The sequence below is a fragment of the Pseudomonas sp. GW822-FHT06D10 genome, assembly GCF_058799535.1.
In genome coordinates, this window is sequence record NZ_JBXALN010000001.1 from 278,781 (window position 1) to 299,112 (window position 20,332).

Below are 20,332 nucleotides of genomic sequence, written 5' to 3' on the forward strand. Positions count from 1 at the left end.
TAGCGCAGGGAGAACACCGCGCTGGTGTTGGAGGGGGCGCGACGATCCGCTGCTTGAAAGTGTAGGTCGTCCAGTTCAATTGGCAGGTACCTGCCAGTAACCGGTAGCTTCCAGTTCTCGCACAGAGTGTGGAGCCATATGGCCAACTGGACGTTTTGCGACTGCGGACCGCGGGGGCTGCCCGGGCTCATGCCGGAGTACGGGGGGCTTGGGCCTCCAGCCAGGAGCACAGGCGGCGGGCGATGTGTTCGCTGGCGCGGCCGTCACCGTAGGGGCTGTGCACGCGGCTCATGCGGGCATGCAGCTGTGCATCGTCCAGCAGTTCGCTGGCGTGGTGCACGATGCGCTCGCGATCGGTGCCCACCAGCAGCACGGTGCCGCCTTCCAGCACCGACGGCCGTTCGGTGACCTCGCGCAGCACCAGCAAGGGCTTGCCGATGGCCGGGGCCTCTTCCTGGACACCGCCGGAGTCGCTGAGGATGAAGTGCGAACGTCCCATCAGCCAGACAAAATGCTGATAGTCCTGGGGTGCTACCAGGTAGATGTTCGGCTTGTTCGAGAGCAGGCCGTACACCGCGTTCTGTACCTGGGGGTTGAGGTGTACCGGATACACGAACTGCACGTCCGGGTAGCGCTCGGCCAGGGTTGCCAGGGCTTCGCAGATATCGCGGAAACCGTCACCGAAGTTCTCCCGGCGGTGGCCGGTGATCAGCACCATGCGCCGGCTGTCGTCGAGCACCGCCAGGGGCGAGTTGGCCGCGGGGCGCCAGTGGGTGTGCTTCTGCCGGTTGCGCATCCACAGTAGCGCGTCGATCACCGTGTTGCCGGTGACTTCGATGTTTTCAGCGGGCACGTTTTCCCGCAGCAGGTTGGTTGCGGACCTGGCGGTCGGGGTGAAGTGCAGGTCGGCGATGACCCCGGTCAGGCGCCGGTTGGCTTCTTCGGGCCAGGGTGCCTGGAGGTTGCCAGTGCGCAGGCCGGCCTCGACGTGGCCGATGGGCAACTGCCGGTTGAAGGCGGCGAGGGCGGCGATAAAACTGGTGGTGGTGTCGCCATGGACCAGCACGATGTCCGGTTGCAGACGCTCGTAGCTGGTGTCCAGATGGATCAGCAGTTGCTGCGACAAGCCGTTGAGGGTCTGGCCCTGGGTCATCACTTGCAGGTCCACATCGACCTCGAGCTCAAAGGCGTCGAGTACCTGTTTGAGCATTTCCCGATGCTGGCCGGTGGAACAGATGTGCAGCTCGATACCTGGCCAGTGCCTTAGAACCCGAGCCAGTGGTGCCATCTTGATCGCCTCAGGACGTGTACCGAAAACCATCATGACCTTGAACGACATGGACCCCTCCCTGGGATTGTGAAAACCGGACCTGGCGTTGAGATCAAAGCAGTCAGGATCACTCTTGTCCAACCAGGAGTGCAGGCGCTGATAGCGCTCAGGTTCGCGGTTTAGCGGGAAAAGGGGGCTTGCATTGATCCCGGAGGCAGCAGGTTTCTTGGCGGGAAGAAAACACTGGGCGCAATGCAAGATGATGTTTCGCAGTTCGGCTACCCGGTAAGAAGAATCAGGCTGACTTAAGCCATTAAATTGACGCCAATACCATTTGTCGGGAGGCTTTTAATCAGGCTTAGAGGTTCGTGTCAAAATGACGTCGCGCGCTGCTAGAATGCGCGCCATGACTCACCCCGAGAGTGAGTGTGTTGATGTCTGCCTGGTTCGTGGAGTGATGCTGTGGGTCGTGCTTTAGCGGTGTATGTAGTGGGGATGGCCCTGGTGCTGGCGTGTTTTGCCTGGGCAATGGTGACGCTCTACAGCTGAGCGCCGGCGGCGCTCGAGCTTTCCCGGGCAGTGTTCATCGGCCCTTCAATGTTGTTTGCCCAGGCCCATGAGCAGCAGGGCCTGGTCCAGTCATTCAGCCTGGGATCGACTGCCGTCCAGGCGTGCCCAGGGCTGCTGCAATCGTCCCAGCCAGGCCTTGTGCCGCGGGCAGATCCCGTTCGGCTGCCTGAGCCTGGAACCAGTTCAATACAGTTTCGCAGGCCGGATGCGCGGCGCCGCTGTCGCGTAGCCACAGGGCATAGACCCCGCCGGTCTTGAGCGCCTGGCCAAAGGGGATCAGCAGGCTGCCCCGGGCAATCGAGTCCTGGGCCAGGATCAGGTCCGTCATGGCCACCCCCAGCCCCCGGGCCGCGGCGTCCAGGGCCAGGTCGTCGAGGTTGAACAGCAGATGCTTGTAACTGTGGGGCGTCTGGTCGTCCTGGGCCTGCAGCCAGGCGGTCCATTCCTGGCGGCTGGTAGAACCGTGGATCAGCGCGTGCCCGGCCAGTTCCTCCAGGGAGCGCGGCGGCAATTGCCCGTCACTGAGCGTTGGGGCACACACCGGTACCAGGTATTCGTCGAACAGCGGGGTCAGCGGCCGCTCGTCCAGGCCTTCCGGCAGGTACAGCACATAGGCGTCGCAATCGCCGCCGGGGTCTACCGTGGCCCCGCCCACGGTCTCGATCGACAGGCACAGCCCGGGGTTGGCGGCGTAGAAACCGCTGAGCCGCGGCAGCAACCAGCGCACCGCCAGGGAGACAAAGATGCGGATGCGAAACGGCCGGTCCAGGGGCGCCGGGGCCAGGCGTTCCTGCAGGGAGCCGAGGGACCTCAGGACTTGAGTGGCCACCGTGCAGACATCGCGCCCCTGTTCGGTCAGCGAGACCCTTCGGCTGCTGCGCTCGAACAGGCTGACCCCATAGTGCTCCTCCAGTTGCTGGATCTGCCGGCTCACCGCGCTCTGGGTCAGGTGCAGGCGCGCCGCGGACTCGGTGAAGCTGTGGGTCTGGGCCACGCTGACCAGGGTCTGCAGGGCCTGCAACGAGGGCAGTCGAAGAGGGTTATCCATGCGTTTTCCGAATAGATGGATGAATTAATAACGTTCGAAATAAAGCCGTCATATCCATAGATTGTAGGCATGTGGCGCCGGGTTGAGTGTTCTGTTGAATGCTCCGGGCGCATGGATTGTGCAGGAGTGACAGGCTTTGAACAATGTATGTGGCTGGATCGCCCTGGCAGGGCAGGCTTCCCAGCGGCCAACCCTCAAGGGCCTACAGAAAGCCGACTGGCTGATCATTGGCGGTGGCATCACCGGCCTCTCGGCGGCCCATGCCCTGGCGCGGATGTTGCCACAGCAACGCATCGTCCTGCTGGATCGCCAGCGGGCTGCCCAGGGGGCTTCGGCGCGCAACTCGGGGTTTGTGGTCAGCCATGAATTGCCCGGCGCCGATGAGTTGCTGGGCCGGCCCGGCCACTCGGCCTATCAGCTTGCCTGCGGCATCGGCATCGCTGCCGGTGAAGAGGTGCGCCGGCGCATTGACGAGTTGGGCATCGAGTGCGAGTTCGATGCTGGCGGCTATCACTTCGCCGTGCACCAGGGGCAGCACTTGCAGGACAGCGGCGCCCGAGTCGCTACCCTGAATGCCGCGGGCGCCCGGGCCCAGTACCTGGAAGGCGCGGCCTTGCAGCAGCGCCTGGGCAGCGGCTTCTACCAGCGGGCCATCCACTGCGCCGGTGGCAACGCGCTGCTGCAGCCGGCCAAATACGTCAAGGGCCTGCTGGAGCGCCTGCCGGAGCGGGTGGAGGTGTTCGAGAACAGCCCGGTGCAGGACCTGCAGCCTCTGCCGGGCCGGGGCTGGCGGGCGGTGACCGGGGAGGGCGAGATCCAGGCGCCCCAGGTGCTGGCCTGTGTCGGTGCCTTCCTGCCCCGGCTCGGTGTCCGGCACAGTCGCACCTTCCCCCTGGAACTGAGCGCCAGCATCACCCGGCCCCTGCAGGAAGATCACTGGCAGCGGCTGCTGGATGAGCAGGGCTGGGGCGTGCTCTCCACCTTGCCCGGGGCGGCCACGGTGCGCCTGTTGCCCGGGCGCCGCCTGCTGATGCGCAACACCGTCGAGTATCGCCAGCGCGATCTCGGCCCGGCGCAGTTGGCGGTGCGCCGCCAGGAACACCTGCGGGGCCTGCAAAAGCGCTTTCCCGGCATTACCGATACCGACCTGCAATACACCTGGACCGGGCACCTGAGCGGCACCCGTTCCGGCGAGCCGTACTTCAGCCGGGTCGCCGAAGGCCTGCACGCGGTGGCCGGCTGCAACGGCTCGGGGGTGGCGCGGGGCACCCTGTGGGGCCGGCTGCTGGTGGAAATGGCCGCCGGTTGCGACTCCTCGCTGCTGCGTGACGTGCTGTCCCAGGCCCGGCCCGGCTACCTGCCACCCCGACCGTTTTTCGACATTGGAGCAAGCTTGCGCATGGGCTGGGAAGTGCAGCGCGCGCGACACGAACGTTAACCGTCGCGGCGAATGAAACGCCGCAATAATAAGAGCACAGAGGGCGGCAACATGATCAATCGCACCACTACGGCACTGTTATCCCTGGCCTTGTGCGCCGCAAGCGTCCAGGCGGCCGAGACCGTGAGCATCGCCAACTGGAGCGGCTATATCGCTCCGGACACCCTGGCCCAGTTCACCCAGCGCACCGGAATCCAGACCACCTACGACGTGATCGACAGCAACGAGACCACCGAGGCCAAGCTGATGACCGGCGGCAGCGGCTATGACCTGGCCAGCCCGTCCAACCACTTTCTGCCGCGGCTGATCCAGGCCGGGGCGATCCAGCCCCTGGATCGCAGCAAGCTGCCCAACTGGAACAACCTCGATCCCAAGCTGATGAAGCTGCTGGAAACCAGCGACCCGGGCAATAGGTACGGCATTCCCTATATGTGGGTGACCGTGGGCATCGGCTACAACGTCGACAAGATCAAGGCGATCTTCGGCGACACCGATGTCACCCAGTCCTGGCAACTGCTGTTCAAGCCGGAGAACATCCAGAAGCTCAAGCAGTGCGGCGTGGCCTTTCTCGACAACCCGACACAGATGGTGCCCATCACCCTCAATGCCCTGGGCCTGGACCCCCACAGTGAACAGCCGGCGGACCTGAAAAAGGCCGAAGCGGCGCTGCAGGCGATTCGCCCCTCGATCCTCTACTTCCACCAGGCCAAGTACGTCAGCGACCTGGCCAACGGCAACATCTGCGTGGCCGTGGGTTTCAGCGGCGACGTGCTGCAAGCCATGGCCACCGCGCAGCAGGCAAAAAACGGCGTGAACCTCGGCTACAGCATTCCCAGGGAAGGCTCCACAGTGGCCATGGACATGGTGGTGATTCCCAGGAACGCCCCGCACCTGGACAACGCCTACGCCTACCTGAACTACCTGCTGGACCCCAAGGTGATCGCCAACATCAGCAACTTCGTGCAGTACGCCAACGGCAATGCGGCGTCCTTGCCCTACATCGAACCGCAGTTGCGCAGCAACCCGGCGGCCTACCCGCCGCAGTCGGTGCTCGATACGCTGTTCCCGATCAAGACCATGACCCCGGCCGGCATGCGCCTGAGCACTCGCCTGTGGACCCGGGTCGTCAGTGGCACATGAGGAGCCCGGCATGATTGCAAGTCAGCAACAACGCGGCCACGCCGTGGTGGTGGGGGCCGGGGTGGTGGGCCTGGCCAGCGCCCTGTGGCTGCAGCGCCTTGGCTGGCGGGTGACCCTGCTGGACCGCCAGCCGCCGGGCAGCGGCACTTCCTTCGGCAATGCCTGTACCTTCGCCACCTATGCCGTGGAGCCAGTGGCAACCCCCGGCATCTGGCGCCAGGCCCCGGGCATGCTGTTGCGGCGCGACAGCCCGCTGGCGATCCGCCCGGGTTACCTGCCACGGATCGCCCCCTGGCTATGGCGCTTTTTGCAAAGCTCCAGCGAGCCGCGGGTCAAGGCCATCAGTCATGATCTGCACAGCCTGCTCAAGCCCTGCATGGGCGCCTGGCAGGCGTTGTTCGACGATGCCGGGGCCAACGACCTGGTGCGCCATGACGGCTCGCTGTACATCTTCGAGGCCCACGAGCGGCAGAGCGCTATCGACATGCTGGCCTATCACCAGGGGTTCGAGGTACCAATGCGCCTGGTGGAAGGGCCGGAGCTACGGGCCATGGAGCCGGCCCTCAACGCCCGTGCGGCCCTGGCGCTGGAACTGCCCCAGGTCAGCCGCACCCTCGATCCCTTCGCATTGAGCCAGCGCTTGCTGCGGTGCTTCATCGAGCGCGGCGGAGTGTTTCGCCGCGATGAGTTGCAGGGGGTCGAGCGCAGCGCCCAGGACGGCGAGCGGGTGCTTGCCCGCCTCGGCAGTGGCGAGCAACTGCCCGCCGAACGCCTGGTGTTGTGCAGCGGCGCCTGGTCCCGCCGCCTGGCGCAGAGCCTGGGGGACGAGATTCCCCTGGACACCGAGCGCGGTTATCACGTGCTGTTCGATCAGGCTGGCGGCTTGCTCAGCCGCCCGGTGTGCTGGGGCGCCGGCGGTTTCTACCTGACGCCCATGGCCCAAGGGCTGCGGGTGGCGGGGACGGTGGAGTTCGGCGGCCTCGACGCCGCGCCGGATCCGCGCCGTTATCGCTACCTGGCCCGGGCGGCGCGACGCTTCCTGCCCCTGCACCACGAACCGGTTTCCCGGTGGATGGGCTTTCGTCCCTCGCTGCCGGACAGCAAGCCGGTGCTCGGCCAGTCGCGGTTGCTGCCCCAGGTGCACTACAACTTCGGCCACGGTCACGTTGGCCTGACCCTGGCCGCCATCAGTGGGCAACTGGTGGCGGAGCAGGCCAGCGGGCTGACCCCGAGCGTGAACCTGCAACCCTTCCTGGCGGGGCGTTTCCGCTAGTCACGCAGCCGCGGTGGTATGGGGAAGGGAAACGGTCATGTTCATCTGCTACAACGGCTTTTTCCCTCGACAGACCTGCATGGCGGCCGGAAAGGCGCCGGGGGACCTACGCTAGCCATGGACGCGCCCCTATGCGAAATGCACTTGTGCTGACCTCCCTGTTCCTGTGTGCCGGCGCAGCTTGCGCCGAAGACCCCGCCTCGGTACTGGGCCATGGCTTTGGTTCCCTGGGCTGCATCGACCTCAAGGACCCCGACGGCAAGGCCACCTGCGGCGCCCGCGCCCTGTCCAACGGCACCGGTTGCCACGGCCTGTCCAGCCAGGGCATGCGCGACAAATGCCTGGATGAAGCGCTGTACCCGCAAAGCAGCGCGAGCCGCAGCCGTACTGCGAAGACGGCCCAACCAACGGCCCCGGTGCCCGCCCTGTCCAGCCAGCGCCTTGTCCAACCGCCTGCGCCCTTGTTGACGGAGGGCGAGGCGAAGCGGTTGGAAGAGGTGTTGGGGGTCAATGGTTCCAGGCGCAGAGCTTGGCTATTGCACCACGGGCTTTTATCCTCCCGGTCCGGTGAATGCACTGACCGGCAGCGGGCTTGAGCATTGATGCCTGCTGATGCAGCGAACAAGGGCTCGCCTGTTATCCCTGGTGCGGATGCGGTGCGCTGGAGGAGGTGACTCAATGGCCGGGCCGACTGTCAGGGTGCTTTTACCGCGCCAGATCGATGGCTTGCTCGAAAACCGGGTGCGGGCCTGTCTGGCCGCAATTGCGGATCAACCCTGGGCCGGTACGAGCTCGTTCTTCATTGGCGGTAGCCCCATGCTGATTGGGATGGGGGCCGAATATCCAGGGGAACTGGTGGAGTATGCCGGGCTGGCCGGGCAACTGGGATGGCTCCCTGAAGGCATTCTGAGCCTGGCGGCCATGGATAAAGACTAGGCGGATCACCAGCGCCTAGGGCAGGCGGCGCTGGCCTTGGCCCGTCACCTGGATGGCGTACTGGCCTTCGGCGCCAGCATCCATGCCTACACCCGGGACAGCGAATTTCTGGCGGGGCTGGCGATCATCGAGCATGAGGGCGAGAGCATTTTCAGCGCTGCGGACTTTGCGGCCTGGTTGGGCCACCGGGATTTTCGGCTGGTGAAGTAATCCACGGCACACGCCGGCACTGCAGCCCACCCACTACCTTGCGTAGGCGCTGGCTTGCCAGCCAAGGCGGCCGGGAGATCGCCTTCGCCGGCAAGCCGGCTCCTACAGGGGAGGGTCAGGCTTGCTGGCGGTGCTCGGCGGCGTGCAGGCCCAGGTAGAAGGTCAGGTTGTCGTCGCTGATGCCCAGGGCGCCGAGAATCTGTGCCATGAAACTCACTGGAGCGCTGCCCGGGGCGGTGATCACGCGCTGGTCCGCTACCGCATGGGGCACATCCTGGTAGTGCGCGGCGCCGGCATAACCCACCGCCAGCAGGTTGTCCGCCGAATTGGAGGTGTGCTTGAGCTGGTCCAGCACCCCGGCCCGGGCCAGTTCGCGGGTGCCGTCGCAGATACCGGCGAGGACCAGCTTGCGCTCCTTGGCCGCGCGTAGCAGTTCGCGGATATCCGGCGCCTGGGGGCCTTGCCAGACCGTCCCGCCGCAGACCATCAAGAGGTCCACCTCATCCAGACGAATATCTTCCAACGCCAGGTCCGGGGTCACCCGCAGGCCGCCCATGGAGGTCACGATGGCGCCCTTGGGGGAAGCGTAACGGCAGTCGAAGCCATAGTAGCCACGGCCGGTGGCGTTGATCAGGGCGGTTTCCCAGTCGGCGAAATTGTCGCAGACAAGGGTAATGGCGCGGGTCATGGGCAGCTGTCCTTGCTGAGGCGAATGAGTATTGGAGGGCGCGTAGAATAGCCCGATTTCAGCGACTCAATGGAACATTTCGTTGCTGGGCAAAGGGGAAGGGCTGCTGTCGTTGGCGTGTGGCTGACCCCTGCAACAGCGCTTTGTAGGATAAGTCCTTGGCTCCTGAGGATTTATCGACAACGTTCTGTGTTCGGGCTGATAGGTGCCGTGATGGGGGGGGGCTTAAAGTCGAAGTTTGGGTCGCCTCGTCCTCAGTGGAAAGAGCGCCAAACGTCGTGGACATTTGAACAGGCACCGTACTTTCATGAAGCGCACCCTTCTGCTCTCGGCTCTTGTCCTGGTGTTGTCGCTATGGGGTGAGGGGCCGGCGTATGCCGGCGGGGAGTTCTCTCCCGAGTCATCGATCATTCAGTTGCCTGCCAGCATTTATGTCGGTGCAGGAACCATGAATGGCGACGTCATTGCGACCACCGCAGAGGTGGACTCGATGATGAGGGATCCATGGCCGCAAATATTCAGTTCCGAGCCCATGGTCTACAAGCTTCAAGGCGCTACGCTGGCCCCCGGTTACTACAACGTCTACTTGAGCAACGTGCCTGGAGTCGGATTCAGGTGGAACGCCAAATGGAGATGGCGTGAAAATCAGTCCGGGTCCAGCCAGTATCTGGTGGGGAGCGGAAAGTCATCCGTAAAACTCAGATGGGTCAAGGGTGATGTCTACAAGCAATCCATGTGGCTGGAAATCATAAAGATCGGCGACATCCAGAGTGGGACCTTGGCTGGTAACGGGTTGGTGAACGTTGCGTTCAACTGCGTTGGTATCTGCAAATCCCAAGGCTGGACGGTCTACACCAGCGGCAAAAGCGCAGTGACGGTGCAGCTCAGAGTACCGACCTGCAGTGTGTCCAGGTCGCAGATTTCAGTGCCCCTGGGGCGAACATCGAACATGACCTTTTCCGGTGTGGGGAGTACCTCCAAAGCGGTGCCCTTCAAACTCAACCTGTCATGTTCGGGAGGGGATGCCGGGGCTTCGATCGGGGCTTATGTCTCGTTCATAGATGTGAACAACGTGGCTAACCAGGGCAGCACCTTGTCGCTGAGCGCCGGGTCGACTGCCTCGGGAGTGGGGGTGCAGATCCTCAAGGGAGCGACTGTTCTCGGCTACGGTTCGGGCTCTGTCAATCGATGGTGGGCGGGGAATATCTCCGCTGGGGTCTCGAGCTACGACATTCCCCTGACCGCGCGTTATGTCCAGACCGCTTCGCGAGTCACCCCAGGAACGGTCCGTGGGATGGCGACCTTGACGATGAGTTATCGTTGAGCGGTTTCATCGTTCAGGGTTTCGGCATGCGCCGGGGCCTTAGCAGTTACTACGGCTCAAGACCCAGAGCTATGCCCAGGGCCGCTTCCTCTGGCAGCAGACCCTGGCCCGCCTGCCGCCGTTGCAGGCGCGAGCTTACTCGCGAAGACGGTTGCTGGCGCAAGGCGCACATGCCGAACAGGCCGCCAACTGCCAGGCGCAGAAGGTGCAGATCAAGGGCGTGCGCTTCAACTTCTAACCCCACGCAGCTCTGTAGGAGCCCGCTTGCTGGCGAAGGCGTCTCGCCAGGCGCCTCCTTAAATAATTTCTCCCCGGCTATTTACATCCACAGCGTCATTCCCCCATTATCCGCGCCGTCTAAGTTTCGCTGCTGACCAGACAATTCCAGCCACCAAAAGGGTGGTTGTTTTGTTGCGTCCAAGAAAAGCAGTTGAAAAATGACCAAGACTCCTCTGAAAAGAATTCAGCACAAGCTCGCCCGTTCCGGGGTGGCCATCGAACGCCTGAATTCCAATTCCCTCTCTATCTCGTCCACCAATGACGCCGGCCTCAAGGTGGATCTGCTGCTGCCCGACAGCTTTGCTATCGAAGAGAAAGCCATCCTGCAACTGATGGATTTCGCCAAGGTCGCCCACCCCCATGGCGGCGAAGTGAAGTGCGCCTGCGCCACGCCGGATTTCCATACCGGCAGCCCGATTCCGGTGGGCAGCGTGATCGTCACCAGCCACGACATGGTGGTGCCGCAAGCCATCGGCACCGACATCAATTGCGGCATGCGCCTGCACAAGCTGGGGCTGAACTACGAGCAGTTCATGGCACAAAAGGCCAAGTGGACCGCCCTGGTGCGGGGCGATCTGCTGGAAGGCACGCGCAATATTCCCACCAGCCCCACGGCCATGAGCGCGCTGTTTGCTTCGGGGCTGGGGGATTTCTGGGCTCAGGTACAGCAACAGGACCCGATCGGGCTGTTTGCCGGGGCAGATTTCGCCCAATTGCAGCGTGAGCTTTCTGGCCTGCATGAGTCGTCCTTTGCCCGCGGCAGCGCCGACTATGCACCGGAGGCCCTGCAGGACCTTTCGCGCAAGATCCTTCGCGACCCGGGCCTGGGTTCCCTGGGCGGCGGCAATCACTTTGTCGAGATCCAGGTGGTCACCGAACTGGTGGATCGCCAGGCCTGCTTCGCCCAGGGCCTGTCCGTGGGGCAGGTGGTGATGATGATCCACACCGGCTCTCGCGACGTGGGCTTCTATGTAGGCCGACGCTGGATGGACAAGGCCAAGGCCCTGTGGCCGGCCGGGATCAAGCATCCCGATTCGAAGATATTCGCCCTGTTTGGCGAGATGGCCGATGAGTACCTGCTGGCCATGCACAGCGCCGCGCACTACGCCGACGCCAACCGCGCACTGATCGCCGAAATGGTGCGCCAGCGCACTCGGCAGGTGTTCGGCGCGGGCATCGAAGCGCCGCTGATTGTCGATGTACCGCACAACATCGTACTGCGCGAGGAAGGCGGCAACGTCCACCGCAAAGGCGCCACACCGGCCTATGCCGGGCAGCCGCTGCTGATTCCGGGGAGCATGGGGCATGACTCCTACCTGCTCACCGGGCTGGGCAACGAACGCTGGCTGCGCTCGGCCAGCCACGGCGCCGGACGCTCCATGTCGCGCAGCGAGGTGGTGTTCAAGGCCAAGAAGGACAAGGCCTTCCTCGGCCTGCAGGGCGTGGAGTGCATCACCACCAAGGAAGAGCGGATGATCGAAGAAGCACCGGGGGCCTACAAGGAAATTGGCCAGGTGATCCAGTCCCAGGTGGAAGAGGGCACGGTGTCGGTAATAGCGCGGTTTTCGCCGATTTTGACGTTCAAGGCTTGATCGAAATCTCTCTTGGGCAGTAGAGACAAGATAGAAATCGATATCCTGAGAAGTACAGGCTGGCCTAGGATCGGCAGCCTGTACTAGAGGAAATAGAGCCTGAATAACATGTGATCAATAAGGTGTTTTACCAAAGCTGGCCAATCGCTGTTTGTGGTCGTTGATAAGCTTCATAAGCTGCAGCAGTTTGTTGCGAATGCTTCTGCAGTATTCAAGTTCTGAATCGTTTAATTCCAGGCCGTCTTTGAAAATACGATGAGATGACGGAAAACCATCCCAGCTTTGCGGCTCGCTCCAGCGCCCCACTGAGTCGAAACCCTTGGGGAAATGGTTGTTAAAGTTATCTACAAGTTCCGCAACTAGCTCGTCGATATCCTGCTCAAGATGACGAAAGTCTGGAAGCTGTGACCATTTTTTAAAATTGCTTCCCGGTTTCATTGACGCTTGTTGACGTAGTGAATTAAAAGCGCATAACGATCTGAAGTCTCTGACTTCGATGTACTGGCAGTAATCAGTGCGCGGAAGATTAGCAAGTGGGTCGTATGGAAGTTTACTCAGTCCCTGTTGATAGGCGATGGCTTTTTCGTGGTGTTCGTCGGTATTTATTGTACCGAATCTGGGAGGGTGTGTTCCGTCCAGCCAATACTTCACACAATCGTGGGCGCGAGTGAGCGGGCCATCACTCTTAGTGCAGTCGCTCTGATACTTGACCCAGTCCACAATGTCTTGGAGTCCGAAAATCGAAACAAGGTTCTTGTCATAACTATTTGCTTTGACTTTTGGTGCGCGATTATGGGCGGCATAAATGATCCATACCCTGGTGTACTGCTCTTTTAATTGATGCTTGATGAAATTGTTAATGGTGTGATTGATCTTCTGTTGGGGGTTTTCTCCCTGGAAGGTTATCTGCACACAGACACCGTTTCTTTCATCAGCCAGGTCGATGGCGGGATAGTTGATTCCATTTTGCTCGTCGACGGGCTTTTCACTCAATCGGGGAGTGTTGGGCCATACATTCATGTTTCTGAAGCTGAAGCCTGCATGCGACCCTGCTTCATTGAGCAGGTGCATGAAAAGAGTCTCGGCCTTTTTCGCTTCGTCGGTGAAACCCTGTTTGCATTCGTCGATTACGGCATACGCATGTTGGCGTAGTCTCTGGCTCAGGTAGTCGATCATGCGTTCTGCTGATGCAAGCGCCATTGTATGGTCCTTGGCTTCGTTGTTTGAGGTTAGCTATCAGCTCGGTAGTGGCGGTTCTCCTTGCTGTCTACCGGCACGGATAATTGTCCTTTCGTGTTTTTCTCGAAACTTACAATCTCCGTCAGGTTTTCAGCTGGAGTGCGTAAAACTTGAGCAATGTGATTGAGTGTTTTTAGCTTTACTGCAGTGTCGAAAAATGGATGCAGCGGGGGAGATTGAGAGGCTCTTTGCTCGTATCGATCTGGGTCTTGGCATTCATTTAGATGGCTCCCTCCCGTCCCCAGCGGCACTTGCGTTCTATACCCGTGTAACACTCATCCTTTCACACGACTTTCTCGCTTTAGTTTCCCTGATTCCTTCCAGTGCTTTTCAATCCCTGATTAAGCATGGCAAACTCCTTCACAGTGTTCCGTTATTGCAGTATTAAATCCGTTATAGCGGAATCATATGGCTGGATTGCCTTTTGTGCGCCAGCGCATCTCCAGGAACAGCGTTTCTTGAAGATTGTTTTTCACCTTTCACCCAGGAGAACCTCTCATGAGCATCACCCGTTACGGCACCGGTAGCACCGCAGGCGGTGGCCAGCCGCGTCCTTTCGCTCGCGCGGTCGAGGCAGATGGCTGGCTGCATGTGTCCGGCCAGGTGCCGGCGCTGGATGGCGAGATCATTCACGGTGGGATCGTCGAGCAGACGCATCAGACGCTGCGCAATCTGGTGGCCATTCTCGAAGAGGCCGGGTATGGCCTGGAGGATGTGGTGCGGGTTGGCGTGTGGCTGGAAGACCCGCGGGATTTCTGGAGTTTCAACAAGGTGTTCGGTGAGTACTTCAAGCCCGAACACGCGCCGGCCCGGGCCTGTGTGCAGGCCAGCATGATGGTGGATTGCAAGGTCGAGATCGATTGTGTGGCCTACAAGAAGAAGGCCTGATGGCTATGGCCTGTAGAAGCTGGCCTGTAGGAGCTGGCTTGCCAGCGAAGGCGCCCGTGAGGGCGGCACAAGGCTTGAGGGCCTCTTCGCCGGCGAGCCGGCTCCTACGGGTCGATAGGGGCGCCATGTTTTTTTGTGAAGGCCAGTTAGATGAGCGAAGACAACATCAAGCGTCGGGCCAAGGGCCTGGATCGGGCGTTCGATATTCTCGATTTCCTCAAGGAGATCGGCCAGCCGTTGCGGCCCAACGATATCGCCAAGGGCATTGGCGGCCCCAAGTCCACGGTCTATGAGTTGGTGGCTTCCCTGCTGGAGCGGCGGGTACTGGAACCGGTGGGCCAGGAGGGGCATGTGTACCTGGGCCGCCAGTTGTACTTTCTCGGCCAGGCCCATTTGCGTCATTTCGACCTGAGCCGCGAGGCCGATCAGGCCTTGCAGGAAATCGTCCGCCAGACCCAGGAAACCGCCCAGATGTGCCTGCTCAACGGGCGCAAATACACGGTGGCGCTGATGAAGGAGGGCGAGCGGCACTTCCGCATTTCCTCGAATATCGGCGAGAACGCGCCGATTCCCTGGACCGCTTCCGGGCGGTTGCTATTGGGGCATTTGAGCGATGGGCAGATTGTCGACCTGATCGATGAACGGGACTTCGTTCTGCCCGACGGTGAGCGTCTGCCCTTGGCGACGTTTCTCAAGCAAATCCGCCAGGCCAGCGAGGATGGGTTCTTTTCCTTCGACAGCGTGGCCGACACCTTTACCCATTGTTTTGCCGCACCGGTGCGCGATGAGCACGGGGTGTGCATCTGCACGCTCTGCATCGTCGCGCCCAGGGCCGATGCCCAGCGCAATTACCAGGAATATCGCCGGGTGCTGATCGATAGCGCCAACCGTCTGGCCCGGCGTATCAACGATTGATGACTGTTTCGCGGCTGTGCGCAGCTGCCTTGATAAGGAGTGCCAAGATGTCTTCCGTATTGAACCTGCCACTGGTGGAAAAGGGCGCCGCTGCCCAGGGCGCGAGCCTGTTGCAAGACGTCAGCCTGCCGGCCCTGGTACTGCACCGCGAGGCCCTGGAACACAACATCCGCTGGATGCAGAAGTTCGTCACTGACAGCGGTGCCGAGCTGGCGCCCCACGGCAAGACCAGCATGATGCCCGCGCTGTTTCAGCGGCAGTTGGACGCCGGCGCCTGGGGCATCACCCTGGCCACTGCGATACAGACTCGCGCTGCCTATGCCCATGGCGCGCGCCGGGTGTTGATGGCCAACCAGCTGGTGGGGGCGCCGAACATGGCGCTGATCGCCGAGCTGCTGGCGGACCCGGATTTCGATTTCTATTGCATGGTCGATCACCCGGACAGCGTCGCCGACCTGGGGGCGTTTTTCGCCCAGCGTGGGGTCACGCTCAAGGTGATGATCGAGTACGGCGTGGTCGGTGGGCGTTGCGGTTGCCGCACCGAGCAGGAGGTGCTGGCCCTGGCCAAGGCGATCCAGGCGCAGCCGGCCCTGGCGCTGTGCGGTATCGAAGGTTATGAAGGGGTGATCCATGGCGATCAGGCCATCAGTGGCATCCGTCAGTTCGCCGACTCCCTGGTGCGCCTGGCGGTGGACCTGCACAACGACGGGCTGTTCGCCATCGAGCGGCCGATTATCACTGCCTCGGGGTCAGCCTGGTATGACCTGATTGCCGAATCCTTCGAGACCCACAACGCCAAGGGCCGCTTCCTCAGTGTGCTGCGTCCGGGCAGTTACGTGGCTCATGACCATGGCATCTATAAAGAGGCGCAGTGCTGCGTGCTGGATCGCCGCGCCGACCTGGAGGAGGGCCTGCGCCCGGCCATGGAGGTCTGGGCCCATGTGCAATCGCTGCCGGAGCCGGGCTTTGCCGTGGTGGCCCTGGGCAAGCGCGATGTGGCCTATGACGCCGGCCTGCCGGTACCGCTGCGGCGTTATCGCGCCGGGGCCCAGGCCAGTGCCGGGGATGACGTGGGGGCGTGCAAGGTCACTGCAGTGATGGACCAGCATGCGTTTCTCACGGTGGCGCCGGGAGTGGAGTTGCGCATTGGCGACATCATTTCCTTCGGTACTTCGCACCCCTGCCTGACCTTCGACAAATGGCGCACCGGGTTGCTGGTGGATGAGCGCCTGCAGGTGATCGAGAACCTGGAAACCTGTTTCTGATCGCCGGAGCCGGGGATATGCAGGGTCTGCAGGAGCCGGCTTGCCGGCGAAGAGGCCTTTGGATGAGGTGCAGGCCTTGCGGGCGCCTTCGCTGGCAAGCCAGCCCCTACGGGGCTGGGGAGATGTTGGGTCTGTAGGAGCCGGCTTGCCGGCGAAGAGGCCTCTGGATGAGGTGCAGGCCTCGCGGGCGCCTTCGCTGGCAAGCCAGCTCCTACCCGGTGGAATGTGCTTTGAGGGGAGGTCAGGAACATGGACAGGAAGAAACGCATCGCGGCCATCGGCGAATGCATGATCGAGTTGCAGCAGCATCATGACGGCAGCCTGCAACAGAGCTTTGGCGGCGACACCCTGAACGCCGCGGTGTACCTCGCGCGGGAATTGGGCGAGGCCGGGCGGGTGGATTACGTCACCGCCCTGGGCGATGACAGCTTCAGTGATGCCATGTGCCAGGGGTGGGCGGCGGAGGGCATCGGCCTGGAGCGGGTGCAGCGCTTGCCGGGGCGCCTGCCTGGGCTGTATTGCATCCAGACTGACGCTCGGGGCGAGCGGCGCTTTCTCTACTGGCGCAACGAGGCGGCAGTGCGCGACTGCTTTACCACGGTGGCGGCCGGGCCGATCCTCGAAGCGCTGAAGCATTACGATGTGCTGTATTTCAGCGGCATCACCCTGGCGGTGCTGGGGGAGGTGGGGCGCGGGAAGTTGTTGCAGACCCTGGCCGAGGCGCGCCAGCGCCAGGCGCTGATAGTCTTCGACAACAACTACCGGCCGCGCCTGTGGGCGTCGGTCGAACAGGCCCGGGCGGCGTACCGCGAAGTATTGCCCCAGGTGGATCTGGCATTGCTGACCCTGGAGGATGAGCAAGCGCTGTTTGCCTATGCGGATGCCGAAGCGGTGTTCGCGGCGTATCAGGGCACTCCGGAAGTGGTGCTCAAGCGGGGCGCCGAGCCCTGCCTGATTCGCGTGGCGGGTGGTGCTTTCGAGGTGCCGGCCCAGCGGGTGGAGCAGGTAGTGGACACCACGGCGGCCGGGGATTCGTTCAGCGCAGCCTATCTGGCCCGGCGCCTGCTGGGCGGCAGCCCGGTGCAAGCGGCAGAGGCCGGGCACCGCCTGGCGAGCCAGGTCATCCAGCATCCCGGCGCCCTGATACCCCGCCATTGAACCGGGCGTTGACCTTGCGGGCACCTTCGCTGGCAAGCCAGCTCCTACAAGGCCCGGGGTCAGTCGCGGAAGAAGACTTGCACCAGGTGATAGCCGAACTTGCTCTTGATCGGGCCATGCACGGTGCGCAGGGGCTTCTTGAAAATGACCTGGTCGATGGCACCGACCATCTGCCCCGGGCGCACTTCCCCCAGGTCGCCGCCGCGCTTGCCGGACGGGCAGGTGGAATATTTCTTCGCCAGTACGTCGAAGGCTTCACCCTTGGCGATGCGCTGCTTGAGCTGTTCAGCCTCTTCGGCGGTTTTCACCAGGATGTGGCGGGCTTGGGCTTTCATGGGCGGGTGACCTTGTAGCGGGAAATCGGCGGCCGCGGATTATGCCTGAATTCAGGACGCGCGGCCGATCATCTGACGAATCTTCTGGGCCATTTCCTCAATGGAAAACGGCTTGGCCATCAGGTCCATGCCCGGCTCCAGGAAGCCCTGGCGCTCGGCCGCCTTTTCCGCGTAGCCGGTCATGAACAGCACCTTGAGCCCGGGCCGCTGCTGGCGGGCGATCTCCGCCAGTTGCCGGCCGTTCATGCCCGGCAGGCCGACATCGGTCACCAGCAGATCGACGCGCATCGGCGATTCCAGCAAGGGCAGGGCACTGCGCGCATCTTCGGCCTCGAAGGCGCGGTAGCCCAGTTCGGCGAGGACATTGAGCACCAGCATGCGCACTGCCGGGTCGTCTTCCACCACCACCACGGTTTCCCCGGCGATGGCCTGGGGCGCCTGGTTGAGGGTGGCGGGTTCGGCGCTGTTCAGTGGTGCGGCGAACAGCCTTGGCAGGTACAGGCGCACGCAGGTGCCCTGGTCCGGTTCGCTGCTGATGGTCACGTGGCCGCCGGACTGCTGGGCGAAGCCGTAGATCATCGACAGCCCCAGGCCCGTGCCCTGGCCGATGGGCTTGGTGGTGAAGAACGGGTCGAAGGCCTTGGCCAGGATCCGCGGGCTCATGCCGGCGCCGTTGTCGCTGACGCCGAGCATCACGTAGTCGCCGGCCTTGACCGGTTCCAGGGTGCTGATGTCGCTGCCGTCGAGGTAGCTGTTGGCGGTTTCGATCAGCAGCCTGCCGCCGTCGGGCATGGCGTCGCGGGCGTTGATCACCAGGTTGAGCAGGGCATTTTCCAGCTGGCTGGCGTCGGTGTTCACCGGCCACACGCCGTCCGCCAATTGCATCTGCAGCTCGATGTGCTCGCCCTTGGTGTGGTTGAACAGCTCTTGCAGCGAGCGCACCAGCTGGTTGGGGTCCAGGGGCTGGCGGTCCAGGGACTGGCGCCGGGAGAACGCCAGCAGGCGGTGGGTCAGGGACGCCGCGCGTTTGGCCGAGGACATGGCCGCTTCGGTGAAGCGGCCGATCTCGGCGCCGCGGCCGTTGTCGATATAGCGCTGCATCAGGTCCAGGCTGCCGATGATGCCGGTGAGCATGTTGTTGAAGTCGTGGGCGATGCCGCCGGTGAGCTGGCCCACGGCTTCCATCTTCTGCGCATGGCGCAGGGCGTCTTCGGCGCGTTCGCGCTCGAACATTTCGTTCTGCAGGCGCTGGTTGGCAGTGGCCAGGGCCTCGGTCCGCTGGTTGACCCGGTCCTCCAGGGTTTCGTTGAGATTGCGCAGGGCTTCTTCGGTCTGCCGGCGCTCGGTTTCGTCGATGACAAAGATGTAGAAACCATTGATCGCGCCGTCGGCGCCGTAACGCGGCAGGTACTTCATCAGGGCATGGCGCGGCCGGCCGTCGCGGTGCGGCGAGTTGGCCTCGAAGCTGCACGGCTTGCCGGCCAGTGCGGCCTTGATGTTCTCGGCGCGAGTGGCGTAGATCTCGTCGCCGACCACTTCGCGGATGCTCTTGCCGTACAGCTCTTGCGGGGTCAGGCCGTACCAGTCCAGGTAGGCGCTGTTGTTCAGGCGAAAGCGTTCCTCGTGGTCGACATAGCCGATCAGCACGGGCATGGCATTTATGATCAGTTGCAGCTCGGTCTGGCTCTGGCGCAGCGCCTGTTCCATCTGCTTGCGTTCGGTAAGGTCCAGGGCCGCACCGAGAAAACGCGTCGGCCGGCCATGGTGGTCCTTGTAGCAGCGGCCTCGGGCGAACACCCAGCGCAGTTGGCCGTCGGCCAGTTGCAGGCGGTACTCCTCGGCGTACTCGGTGCCGTGGGTGATGCAGTGCTTGATGCCCCGGGCCACCATGCCGCGGTCCTCCGGGTGCACGCCCTTGAGGTATTCGCTGATCGGCAGTTGCCGGGACTGCTGCGGATCGACGCTGTGCAACTGGGCGAAATGCGCGTCGGCGATGAAGCGGTCTTCGCCGATGTCCCAATCCCAGGTGCCCACCGCGTCGGTGGCCGCCAGGGCCAGTTGCAGGCGCTCTTCGGTCTCGTGCTGGGCGCGCAGGCTGTCGTCGGAGCGCTGCTGCAGTTCCAGGGCGATGCGCCGGCGTTCGTTGGTCTCGATGGCGGTGACCAGGATTCCGGCGACGTCGCCGCGTTCGTTGCGGATCGGGCTGTAGGTCAGGTCCAGCCACAGGTCGTACTCGCTGCCGTTGGTGCGTTGCAGGCTGAAGCGCTGTTCGCTGAAGGTGCGCACCTGGCCGTTGAGCACGGCGCGGTAGATCGGGTCGGTGAAGTCCATCAGTTCCGGCCAGGTCAGGTGCGCCGGGTGGCCGAAGGCACTGGGGTGCTTGTTGCCCGCCAGCAGGGCGAAGCCGTCGTTGTAGATCTGCGTCAGCTCGGCGCCCCACAGCAGCAGCATCGGCATCGGCGAATGGATCACGATGTCCACGGCGGTGCGCAGGCTCTGGGGCCAGTGGCCGGATTCTCCGAGGGGAGTGGCCGACCAGTCCAGGCGGGCAATCAGGTTGGCGGCTTCGCTGCCGGAGTGGGGGCCATTCATGTCGAAGGTGTCCTGGGTGGTGCGGTATTACGCGGCGACGCCACAGGCTCGCGCACTCGAAAAGTCGCATGGACATGCGGTGCATATTCAAACGGATGGATTGTAGGCGTTTTCGGCGCGCACATTTTCACCCGCTTTTGCGGCAGATGACCAGTCTAGAGGGGCTGAACGG

At 62.9% G+C, this 20,332-nt stretch carries 18 protein-coding genes; 12 read left to right on the forward strand and 6 right to left on the reverse strand.

All coding sequences use genetic code 11. From position 1 onward, the window contains the following. Positions 1 to 187 precede the first annotated feature (187 nt). A complete protein-coding gene (gene wecB, locus AC1RL5_RS01260; protein ID WP_041774311.1) occupies positions 188 to 1,339 on the reverse strand; it encodes a non-hydrolyzing UDP-N-acetylglucosamine 2-epimerase in 1,152 nt (383 codons plus the stop codon). A gap of 574 nt (positions 1,340 to 1,913) precedes the next feature. Further along, positions 1,914 to 2,888: a LysR substrate-binding domain-containing protein gene (locus AC1RL5_RS01265; RefSeq protein ID WP_011061871.1), complete on the reverse strand. Its 975-nt coding sequence runs from the start codon at positions 2,886 to 2,888 to the stop codon at positions 1,914 to 1,916. 136 nt (positions 2,889 to 3,024) lie between these two features. Between AC1RL5_RS01265 and AC1RL5_RS01270 the strand changes: the two genes are divergently transcribed. The 6 genes from AC1RL5_RS01270 (at position 3,025) to AC1RL5_RS01295 (ending at position 7,885) form a co-directional block, all read left to right on the forward strand. Next, the gene (locus AC1RL5_RS01270) at positions 3,025 to 4,326 is read left to right on the forward strand and encodes an NAD(P)/FAD-dependent oxidoreductase (RefSeq protein WP_492589025.1); all 1,302 of its coding nucleotides are present in this window, start codon (positions 3,025 to 3,027) and stop codon (positions 4,324 to 4,326) included. Between the two features lie 51 nt (positions 4,327 to 4,377). Continuing rightward, positions 4,378 to 5,466 carry a polyamine ABC transporter substrate-binding protein gene (locus AC1RL5_RS01275; protein WP_065364312.1) on the forward strand — a complete coding sequence of 363 codons (1,089 nt, stop codon included), beginning with the start codon at positions 4,378 to 4,380 and terminating at the stop codon, positions 5,464 to 5,466. A gap of 10 nt (positions 5,467 to 5,476) precedes the next feature. Next, on the forward strand, positions 5,477 to 6,739 hold the full coding sequence (locus AC1RL5_RS01280) for an NAD(P)/FAD-dependent oxidoreductase (RefSeq protein ID WP_492589024.1): 1,263 nt from the start codon (positions 5,477 to 5,479) through the stop codon (positions 6,737 to 6,739). 131 nt (positions 6,740 to 6,870) lie between these two features. Beyond that, positions 6,871 to 7,335, forward strand: a complete 465-nt coding sequence (locus AC1RL5_RS01285; protein ID WP_239690626.1) for a hypothetical protein — start codon at positions 6,871 to 6,873, stop codon at positions 7,333 to 7,335. Between the two features lie 82 nt (positions 7,336 to 7,417). Next, on the forward strand, positions 7,418 to 7,675 hold the full coding sequence (locus AC1RL5_RS01290; protein WP_492589022.1) for a hypothetical protein: 258 nt from the start codon (positions 7,418 to 7,420) through the stop codon (positions 7,673 to 7,675). Positions 7,676 to 7,711: 36 nt separating this feature from the next. Next, positions 7,712 to 7,885: a hypothetical protein gene (locus tag AC1RL5_RS01295; RefSeq protein ID WP_492589021.1), complete on the forward strand. Its 174-nt coding sequence runs from the start codon at positions 7,712 to 7,714 to the stop codon at positions 7,883 to 7,885. Positions 7,886 to 8,000: 115 nt separating this feature from the next. Here the strand turns inward: AC1RL5_RS01295 and AC1RL5_RS01300 are convergent, their stop codons facing one another. After that, positions 8,001 to 8,573 carry a type 1 glutamine amidotransferase family protein gene (locus AC1RL5_RS01300; RefSeq protein WP_123577963.1) on the reverse strand — a complete coding sequence of 191 codons (573 nt, stop codon included), beginning with the start codon at positions 8,571 to 8,573 and terminating at the stop codon, positions 8,001 to 8,003. 307 nt (positions 8,574 to 8,880) lie between these two features. Between AC1RL5_RS01300 and AC1RL5_RS01305 the strand changes: the two genes are divergently transcribed. Continuing rightward, on the forward strand, positions 8,881 to 9,897 hold the full coding sequence (locus AC1RL5_RS01305; RefSeq protein WP_123577962.1) for a fimbrial protein: 1,017 nt from the start codon (positions 8,881 to 8,883) through the stop codon (positions 9,895 to 9,897). Between the two features lie 437 nt (positions 9,898 to 10,334). Further along, positions 10,335 to 11,768 carry an RtcB family protein gene (locus AC1RL5_RS01310; RefSeq protein WP_019095389.1) on the forward strand — a complete coding sequence of 478 codons (1,434 nt, stop codon included), beginning with the start codon at positions 10,335 to 10,337 and terminating at the stop codon, positions 11,766 to 11,768. 114 nt (positions 11,769 to 11,882) lie between these two features. On the opposite strand, the gene AC1RL5_RS01315 is transcribed toward AC1RL5_RS01310, so the two are convergent. Then, complete coding sequence (locus AC1RL5_RS01315; RefSeq protein WP_492589020.1) at positions 11,883 to 12,944, reverse strand: SMEK domain-containing protein; 1,062 nt, start codon at positions 12,942 to 12,944, stop codon at positions 11,883 to 11,885. Between the two features lie 561 nt (positions 12,945 to 13,505). Between AC1RL5_RS01315 and AC1RL5_RS01320 the strand changes: the two genes are divergently transcribed. The 4 genes from AC1RL5_RS01320 to AC1RL5_RS01335 all read left to right on the forward strand — a co-directional run bounded on the left by AC1RL5_RS01320 (position 13,506) and on the right by AC1RL5_RS01335 (position 17,233). Further along, positions 13,506 to 13,895: a RidA family protein gene (locus tag AC1RL5_RS01320; RefSeq protein ID WP_011061860.1), complete on the forward strand. Its 390-nt coding sequence runs from the start codon at positions 13,506 to 13,508 to the stop codon at positions 13,893 to 13,895. Between the two features lie 150 nt (positions 13,896 to 14,045). Continuing rightward, entirely contained in the window at positions 14,046 to 14,810 is a 765-nt protein-coding gene (locus AC1RL5_RS01325; protein ID WP_123577960.1) for an IclR family transcriptional regulator, read from the forward strand. Between the two features lie 47 nt (positions 14,811 to 14,857). Beyond that, positions 14,858 to 16,075 (forward strand): amino acid deaminase, encoded by a 1,218-nt coding sequence (locus tag AC1RL5_RS01330; protein ID WP_492589019.1) that lies wholly within the window; start codon positions 14,858 to 14,860, stop codon positions 16,073 to 16,075. A 249-nt stretch (positions 16,076 to 16,324) separates the two neighbouring features. Further along, the gene (locus AC1RL5_RS01335) at positions 16,325 to 17,233 is read left to right on the forward strand and encodes a sugar kinase (RefSeq protein ID WP_125063059.1); all 909 of its coding nucleotides are present in this window, start codon (positions 16,325 to 16,327) and stop codon (positions 17,231 to 17,233) included. Positions 17,234 to 17,292: 59 nt separating this feature from the next. On the opposite strand, the gene AC1RL5_RS01340 is transcribed toward AC1RL5_RS01335, so the two are convergent. Together AC1RL5_RS01340 and AC1RL5_RS01345 are read right to left on the reverse strand one after the other, a co-directional pair. Continuing rightward, positions 17,293 to 17,568 (reverse strand): peptidylprolyl isomerase, encoded by a 276-nt coding sequence (locus AC1RL5_RS01340; protein WP_011061856.1) that lies wholly within the window; start codon positions 17,566 to 17,568, stop codon positions 17,293 to 17,295. A gap of 51 nt (positions 17,569 to 17,619) precedes the next feature. Next, positions 17,620 to 20,160 (reverse strand): PAS domain-containing hybrid sensor histidine kinase/response regulator, encoded by a 2,541-nt coding sequence (locus tag AC1RL5_RS01345; protein ID WP_093403881.1) that lies wholly within the window; start codon positions 20,158 to 20,160, stop codon positions 17,620 to 17,622. Positions 20,161 to 20,332 lie beyond the last annotated feature (172 nt).

Excerpts from the sequence above, each read along its gene's own strand:
- wecB (WP_041774311.1), bottom strand. The coding sequence starts at position 1,339 with ATGTCGTTCAAGGTCATGATGGTTTTCGGTACACGTCCTGAGGCGATC.
- AC1RL5_RS01265 (WP_011061871.1), bottom strand. The coding sequence starts at position 2,888 with ATGGATAACCCTCTTCGACTGCCCTCGTTGCAGGCCCTGCAGACCCTG.
- AC1RL5_RS01275 (WP_065364312.1), top strand. The coding sequence starts at position 4,378 with ATGATCAATCGCACCACTACGGCACTGTTATCCCTGGCCTTGTGCGCC.
- AC1RL5_RS01280 (WP_492589024.1), top strand. The coding sequence starts at position 5,477 with ATGATTGCAAGTCAGCAACAACGCGGCCACGCCGTGGTGGTGGGGGCC.
- AC1RL5_RS01285 (WP_239690626.1), top strand. The coding sequence starts at position 6,871 with ATGCGAAATGCACTTGTGCTGACCTCCCTGTTCCTGTGTGCCGGCGCA.
- AC1RL5_RS01290 (WP_492589022.1), top strand. The coding sequence starts at position 7,418 with ATGGCCGGGCCGACTGTCAGGGTGCTTTTACCGCGCCAGATCGATGGC.
- AC1RL5_RS01300 (WP_123577963.1), bottom strand. The coding sequence starts at position 8,573 with ATGACCCGCGCCATTACCCTTGTCTGCGACAATTTCGCCGACTGGGAA.
- AC1RL5_RS01305 (WP_123577962.1), top strand. The coding sequence starts at position 8,881 with ATGAAGCGCACCCTTCTGCTCTCGGCTCTTGTCCTGGTGTTGTCGCTA.
- AC1RL5_RS01310 (WP_019095389.1), top strand. The coding sequence starts at position 10,335 with ATGACCAAGACTCCTCTGAAAAGAATTCAGCACAAGCTCGCCCGTTCC.
- AC1RL5_RS01315 (WP_492589020.1), bottom strand. The coding sequence starts at position 12,944 with ATGATCGACTACCTGAGCCAGAGACTACGCCAACATGCGTATGCCGTA.
- AC1RL5_RS01320 (WP_011061860.1), top strand. The coding sequence starts at position 13,506 with ATGAGCATCACCCGTTACGGCACCGGTAGCACCGCAGGCGGTGGCCAG.
- AC1RL5_RS01325 (WP_123577960.1), top strand. The coding sequence starts at position 14,046 with ATGAGCGAAGACAACATCAAGCGTCGGGCCAAGGGCCTGGATCGGGCG.
- AC1RL5_RS01330 (WP_492589019.1), top strand. The coding sequence starts at position 14,858 with ATGTCTTCCGTATTGAACCTGCCACTGGTGGAAAAGGGCGCCGCTGCC.
- AC1RL5_RS01335 (WP_125063059.1), top strand. The coding sequence starts at position 16,325 with ATGGACAGGAAGAAACGCATCGCGGCCATCGGCGAATGCATGATCGAG.
- AC1RL5_RS01340 (WP_011061856.1), bottom strand. The coding sequence starts at position 17,568 with ATGAAAGCCCAAGCCCGCCACATCCTGGTGAAAACCGCCGAAGAGGCT.
- AC1RL5_RS01345 (WP_093403881.1), bottom strand. The coding sequence starts at position 20,160 with ATGAATGGCCCCCACTCCGGCAGCGAAGCCGCCAACCTGATTGCCCGC.